5 protein-coding genes are annotated in these 6,446 nt (G+C 53.6%); 1 reads left to right on the top strand and 4 read right to left on the bottom strand.

Annotation, left to right across the window (positions count from 1 at the left end; all coding sequences use genetic code 11):
- Both HLUSI_RS26830 and HLUSI_RS0103790 read right to left on the bottom strand, forming a co-directional pair.
- Window positions 1–759 (bottom strand): porin (locus tag HLUSI_RS26830; RefSeq protein WP_162098048.1); only part of this gene is annotated, 759 nt, incomplete at its 3' end.
- Between the two features lie 87 nt (window positions 760–846).
- Window positions 847–2,136: an MFS transporter gene (locus HLUSI_RS0103790; protein ID WP_016832706.1), complete on the bottom strand. Its 1,290-nt coding sequence runs from the start codon at window positions 2,134–2,136 to the stop codon at window positions 847–849.
- Window positions 2,137–2,355: 219 nt separating this feature from the next.
- Between HLUSI_RS0103790 and HLUSI_RS0103795 the strand changes: the two genes are divergently transcribed.
- On the top strand, window positions 2,356–3,135 hold the full coding sequence (locus tag HLUSI_RS0103795) for an IclR family transcriptional regulator (protein ID WP_016832707.1): 780 nt from the start codon (window positions 2,356–2,358) through the stop codon (window positions 3,133–3,135).
- A gap of 353 nt (window positions 3,136–3,488) precedes the next feature.
- Here HLUSI_RS0103795 and HLUSI_RS0103800 read toward each other — a convergent pair whose 3' ends face one another.
- Both HLUSI_RS0103800 and HLUSI_RS0103805 read right to left on the bottom strand, forming a co-directional pair.
- The gene (locus tag HLUSI_RS0103800) at window positions 3,489–5,282 is read right to left on the bottom strand and encodes an acyl-CoA dehydrogenase family protein (RefSeq protein WP_016832708.1); all 1,794 of its coding nucleotides are present in this window, start codon (window positions 5,280–5,282) and stop codon (window positions 3,489–3,491) included.
- 10 nt (window positions 5,283–5,292) lie between these two features.
- The coding region (locus tag HLUSI_RS0103805) for an enoyl-CoA hydratase/isomerase family protein (protein ID WP_016832709.1) at window positions 5,293–6,446 on the bottom strand (1,154 nt) is incomplete at its 5' end.

A 6,446-nucleotide genomic window follows, 5' to 3' on the forward strand; every position in this document is an offset into this window, starting at 1 on the left:
CCCGGCCTGTACCTGGGCACCCAGCGCTGCCGTATCGATGCGATCAAACGTGGTCTGGGTGACCGACTGACCGAAGACGGTTGTTCCAATCGACATGGCAGGTCGGGTATCCCGTGCGACGGTATAGGCGGAGACCAACTTGAAACCCTCGCCTCCATAGGTGAGACCGAGGCTGTCGCTGCTCTGAGTTGAGAGGGAGCCCGCCTGTTCGCCGAACGAGTGCATGGTGCCAAGCTGAAAACCATTGAGCTTCGGCGAGACATATTTCACTGCGTTGTTGAGGCGCTGCGCAGCGGTTCCATCAGCATCACCCATCTTGAACGCGTACAGGTTGTACGTCGTCACGCCGTTGATCAAGGTGACGAAATTGTCATAGGTAAAGCTGTATTGGCGCCCCACCGTCAGGCTTCCCCAGTCCTTGCCAGTGATACCCACCAGAGCCTGGCGTCCGAACAAAAGACCGCCTTGGCCCAGCGCCCCATTCTTAGAGTTGAATCCGGTTTCGAGCTGGAAGATCGCAGCATTGCCTCCGCCCAGATCCTCACTACCCTTGAAACCGATACGGCTGGCCTGGATTACACCATCAGACATGATGGTAGTCCGACCACCGGATATATTGTTGAAGATGGAAATCCCTGGATTGATAATCCCGTAGATCGTCATGCTGTCGTCAGCATGGGCGCATACCGGTACCGTCAATAAACCGGAGATGCCGGCAATAAGTTTCCACGGCGATACAGTTTGTTTGAACAGTTTCATGATGGTTTGTCTCCCTTTAAAGCCTTCTTCTAAGAAAGGCATTGTCGTGATTTTGATTGTGAACGGTGAAATGGGCTCGGCGCTGCGTCAGGCCGGAAGAGCCACCTTCTTGCGCTGGTCGGACAAGTGCATCCATACAACCACCAATCCGCACGCGAGCATGCCGCTGGCAGCCATCAAGTAGCAGGGCGCGAAGCTGCCCAGTTGGTCTCGCAACTGACCTCCGAGCGCCAGCGAGATCATGCTTCCAGGCAGACCGAGCGCAGTGATGATCGCCAGGCCTGCGGGACGGGCTTCTACACTGAGGACTCGAGTGGGAATGGTCCAGAACACCACCAAGGCAGCAAACATTGCGCTATACGCCACGGACATCAAGGCCGGCAGCCAGAATGCATCGTTGATCCAGTGGGCTGCGCCATACCAGCTCAACGCCGAAACGAGCGCCGGAATGATCACATACCAGCTTCGTTCCTCGCCGCGGTCGGATCGCTTGGCCCACAGCAGCATGGACAGCGATGCGATGGCCGATGGAATAGCGATCGATGCTGTCTCCCATGGTCGGGACAATTTGAACAAATGGATGGACAGCGGATACCAAGTCTGGGCGCCCAATGCAACGTTCATGAAGAAATAAGCACCCCCCAGACACCACACCGAAGGCGATGTTAGCGCCGGCTTAAGTTTGGGCGTCTCGGTCATCTTGCCAACCTGGTCGGCATTGACCATGGCTTGCAGTTGCGTCCTTTGATCAGTGCTCAACCATGTTGCCGAAGCTGGCTTGTCAGCCAGGTAACGCAGCAGGAAGAATCCCACCACGATGGCCGGCAACCCCTCCGTAAAAAATACCCATCGCCATCCCGTCACGCCCAGCACCTCGTCCAGCCCCAGCAGTACCGCCGTCAGCATGGCCGTCAGGCTGGCACTAATGGGTACGATCATCAGGAACCAACCGGTGAACTTGCCAAGGTAACGATGGGGCACCCAGTAGCTCAGATAAAGTACAACCCCGGGGATGAAACCGGCTTCGGCTACTCCGAGCAGGAAGCGCGCAAGGTAAAAGGAGTTGGGGCCGACAATGAACGCAGAGGCGCACGAGACGATGCCCCAACTGATCATGATGCGCGCCAGCCAAAGACGCGCCCCCACACGCGCCATGATGAGATTACTGGGGATTTCGAACAACAGATAGCCGACAAAAAAGAGGCTCGCCCCCCATCCGAATTGCCGCGCGCTCAGTCCGATGTCCTTGTTCATGAAACTAGCCACGAAACTGATGTTGGTCCGATCCATGAACGCGATGAACATCATCAGAAGCAGTATCCATTGGAGTCGTTTCGAGACTAGGCCAATGAGTTGCTTCTCTGCTTGCAGATCCATTATGTCTCCTTCTTGTTGATTTATTTTTTTGGCTGACTGCGTAGGCCGCCTTCGTTGTGTCCGTAAGAGTAATCTCATGACATTTTTCGTCAATCCCGATTAATGAGACTAGGATGCGACGAATTCCGGTATAAGCTAAGATGAAATAACGCTCCCTTTGGTCGTGCTTTTTAAATCCGAGGTCTATCGCAAACTCGCTTCTCAATTTTCAGTTAAGACATGACGATGGCAGACAAGCCAAAGAGATCAAATATCACCGTTGACAAAGCGTTTGATATCTTGCTCAGCTTCAGCGAAAACAGACAGGCCATCACGGCCGCTGAAGTATCGGAGCGATTTTGTTTACCGAGAAGCACAACCTATCGGTATCTACTAACGCTGAAAGAAAATGGCTTGCTGGAGGAACGCGTGGGTGGTGGCTATAAGCTCGGCCCCAAGATTTATGCATTGGCCCATGCAGTGGTTCGAAGTGTCAATCTGGTGGATATCTCTCGCCCTCATCTTGAGGCGCTCTCAAAGAAGACAGGTGAAACCGTTCTACTCAACCAGATGCTCGGAGGGGAAATCGTCGTCATCGACTGCGTTGAGAGTCGACATCCGCTCAAGATTTCGTATCTGAAGGGAAGTATCGTCCCGGTGCCCGCAGGAGCGAGCGCCAAACTGTTCCTTGCGTTTGGTCCATCGACAGACTTGGAAAGTTTTATGGCGGAAGCACCATTGAAAAAGCACGCGACCAAGACCGTAATAGATCGCAAGAAACTCATGAGAAAAATCACCGAAGCGCGTACACGAGGATATGCGCTGAATGATGAAGAAATCGATGAGGGTGTAAGGGCTCTCGCGGCTCCCATTCTGATTGATGGCGTGGCCAGTCACTGTGTTTCACTGGTGGGACCTGTCTTGCGTATGCCCGATGAGGAATTACCGTCAATTGCGGAGGAGGTCAAGCACTGCGCAAATTCTATTCGCCTTGCCTGGGAGGTTATGGTTTCAAGATGACTTTTACAAAGCATCTGGCAACATGCAACCCTGTGCTTACAGCATACATCCCCTCCTTCTGGTAAATTTTAAAAGACTTCCAGAAAATCGTACTGGAATCGCCCACCAAATGCCGCAGCATCCATCCAATGTAAGTCAAGATTTTCAACACACGGAACGAACTCATGTTTGCGGATATTATGGGGATTCATATTCGCTAAACGAACAAGTCGGATTAGTGGACAACTTGCATGCCTTAGTGCGGATAGGCTCGTGGCAAAAAACCGGAGGGGATCTCCCAAAACTAACCTGACTGGTATGTATCGTGGATGGATTTAAGCTACTGACCGACCGACGGATCAGTCATCGTGAAATTACTCAGGGTTGAACGCCAGCATGCCTTCTGCAAGCGCTGTGTTTCCGTAGATGACGGTTGCAGACAGCCCTGCACAGGCAGTACATTGCTGTTCCGCAAAGATACGGGTCAACGCCGTCCACTCTCCAACTTCTTTCGGAGTTCCTGCCACATGCGCTGCTAAGGCAGCCTCTGCAAGATAGGCAAGGCCTGCGGTGAGGCCAAATAACTTGAGATAGTTCGTTGCGCCGCTGAGGACATCTATCGATACATCTGCTGATTTCCGTTGAATGAAGTCTGTTGCCTCTTCCAAGGAATCTATCGAAGCTGTCAAAATGGCACCTGCAGGGCCAAAGCCCGCCTGCCCGCAGGTTTCAACAGACTTCGCAATGGAGAGAAACGTCCGAAGAAACCGCGACACCACGTCACGATCCTTGATTTTCAGCTTTCGCGTAACAAGATCGATGGCTTGAATGCCATTGGTACCTTCGTAAATCGGCGCAATCCGGGCGTCACGAAGGAATTGCGGGGCGCCAGATTCTTCGACGTATCCCATGCCACCACGTATTTGAATTCCCAACGACGCAACTTCCACTCCGATATCCGTCGAGTATGCCTTTGCTACCGGCGTCAGAAGATCCGCTTCATCCTGCGCCAATTGGCGATCTTCCATATCTGCGCACAACCTCGCACGATCTATAGCATCGGCCGTTTTAATGACAATGCAGCGGGCGGCACTTGTCATCGCCTTCATGTTGAGAAGCATTCTGGCGACATCTGGGTGGTTTGCGATCCGACTGGGAACTGTTCGATCTTTTGCTTCTAGTGCCAGCCCTTGACGACGTTCATTGGCGTAGGAAAAGGCATGCTGGGTCGCAGCCTCCGCGATCGCCACTCCCTGGGCTGCGACTGCGAGTCGCGCACGATTCATCATCGTGAACATTGCAGCAAGGCCTCGCTCCTCTTCCCCGATCAGCCAGCCGACAGCGCCGTCGTTATCCCCGAACGACATGCTGCAAGTAGGGCTTCCGTGCAGGCCCAGCTTATGTTCTATACCGGTGCACCTGAGATCATTCCGAATCGTGGACTTTCCCTCGGCATCGAGCAGCAGCTTTGGTACAAGGAAAAGTGAAATACCTTTTGATCCTGGCGGCGCCTCTGGACGTCGGGCCAAAACAAGATGCAGAATATTCTCCGCAAGAGGATGATCCCCATAGGTGATGAATATCTTGCTGCCAAATATCCGATAACTCCCATCCGACTGGGCAACTGCCTTAGTCCGGAGAGCACCAAGATCCGAACCTGCCTGCGCTTCGGTGAGATTCATGGTCGCCATCCAGTTCCCGGAGATTAACTCCGGCAAATACTTTTGGCGGAGTTCTTGCGTGCCAAAAGCTTCGATGGTATCTGCCGCACCCATGCTCAACAGCGGCCCCAATCCAAAAGACATACAGGCAGAGTGCCAGTACTCCAGACAGGCTGTATTGATGGCATGCGGCAGGCCCTGCCCACCGTATTCTACTGTCGCCGAAACGCCGTTCCATCCGGCGCCAGTCCATTCCCGGTAGATATCTCGATGCCCCCGCGCTGTCTTCACCGTTCCATCAACAAAGGAGACGCCCTCCCGATCCGCGACGGTGTTGAAAGGCGCTAAGATCTCGCTTGCAAACTTCCCCGCCTCCGTTAGTACCGCTTCGATCAAGTCGAATGAGAGGTCGGCGCATCGCCCGCTTTTGATCAATTCCGAAATGGTCGAGCAGTGTTCAAGCAGAAACAAAGTCTCTTTGACCGGCGCATTGTATTGAGAGCTCATAGGGATCCGGTCAGTTACGCAAAGGCTTGCCCGTGGCGAGCATGTGCTTCATTCTCTCCAACGTGGCTGGCCGCGAAGCGAGTCGCATGAATGCTGTTCGCTCAAGCACGGACAAGTCGATTTCAGACAACGTGACTTCTTCAGCACTTTCTCCCCCCGAGAAGATGGTGGCCAATTCGGAGACAATTGCCCAGTCGTTATCGCTAAGAGCTCCGCTCTGACGTAGAGGTTGTACTGCCGCAAGCAATGAATTCCTGGCTTTGGCCCCTCCCAACGTGATTGATTTCGAAGCCGGCGCATGATATGGCAGCTCAATCAAAGATCGTGCCTGTTGTACAGCTTGGGCCAGCAATCGGTCACGATTCATAATGATCGGGTCTGTGGCCCGCAGTACCCCCAATTCGACGGCCTCGGCAGCAGATGAGGAAATTCTCGTGCTTACAACACTCTTGAAGGCCCGTTCGATTGAAGCAGCATCGCCTCCCGTGCGCAGAATCAGTTGAGTGCAGCCTCCCCAACCTGGAACGATTCCCACGTTGAGCTCCGGGAATCCGGCATTGAGTTCGCTATGCGATAAAGTGACGTCGCAATGCATCATCAACTCGCAACCTCCGCCCAGTGTGAGGCCAAAGGCTGCGGCAACGACAGGAGCCTCCGCGTATTTCAGCTGCATGAAGGCGCGTTGACCTCGGATGACAAATTTCTCGAGATCGGTCCAATTCTTCCTCTCCATCATATCGACGAAATAGGAAAGATCGGCTCCTGCGGAAAACGCTCGGGAATGGTCGTTGCCGACGACGATTGCACCGAACTCTTGCTTTGTCAGCTTGACGGCAAGCTCGACGGCTTCAATGACGCCGACATCACAGGCGTTCATTTTTGTATGGATCTCAAGACCAAGAACTCCGCCACCAAGATCCCAAAGCGACGCGGAGTCATTGCCATCGACACGCAATGCCGTGCGTTTAATATCTGCGATCGATAGGATGCCTTCTTTCTTGGGAAGATCGATAACACTGCCGTCGGTTGCACGGGTACGCGTCCCGCCATGGAGATAAAATCCACCCTTGACCGAAGCAATTCCCAGTAATGGAGGTACGGTACTGCCCTCTTCCTTTATTTTTGCAGCGCAGCAAAACGCCGCCCTGGTGGAACAAGCCAGCG

This window comes from Herbaspirillum lusitanum P6-12 (assembly GCF_000256565.1).
GTDB classification, from domain to species: Bacteria; Pseudomonadota; Gammaproteobacteria; order Burkholderiales; family Burkholderiaceae_D; genus Herbaspirillum; species Herbaspirillum lusitanum.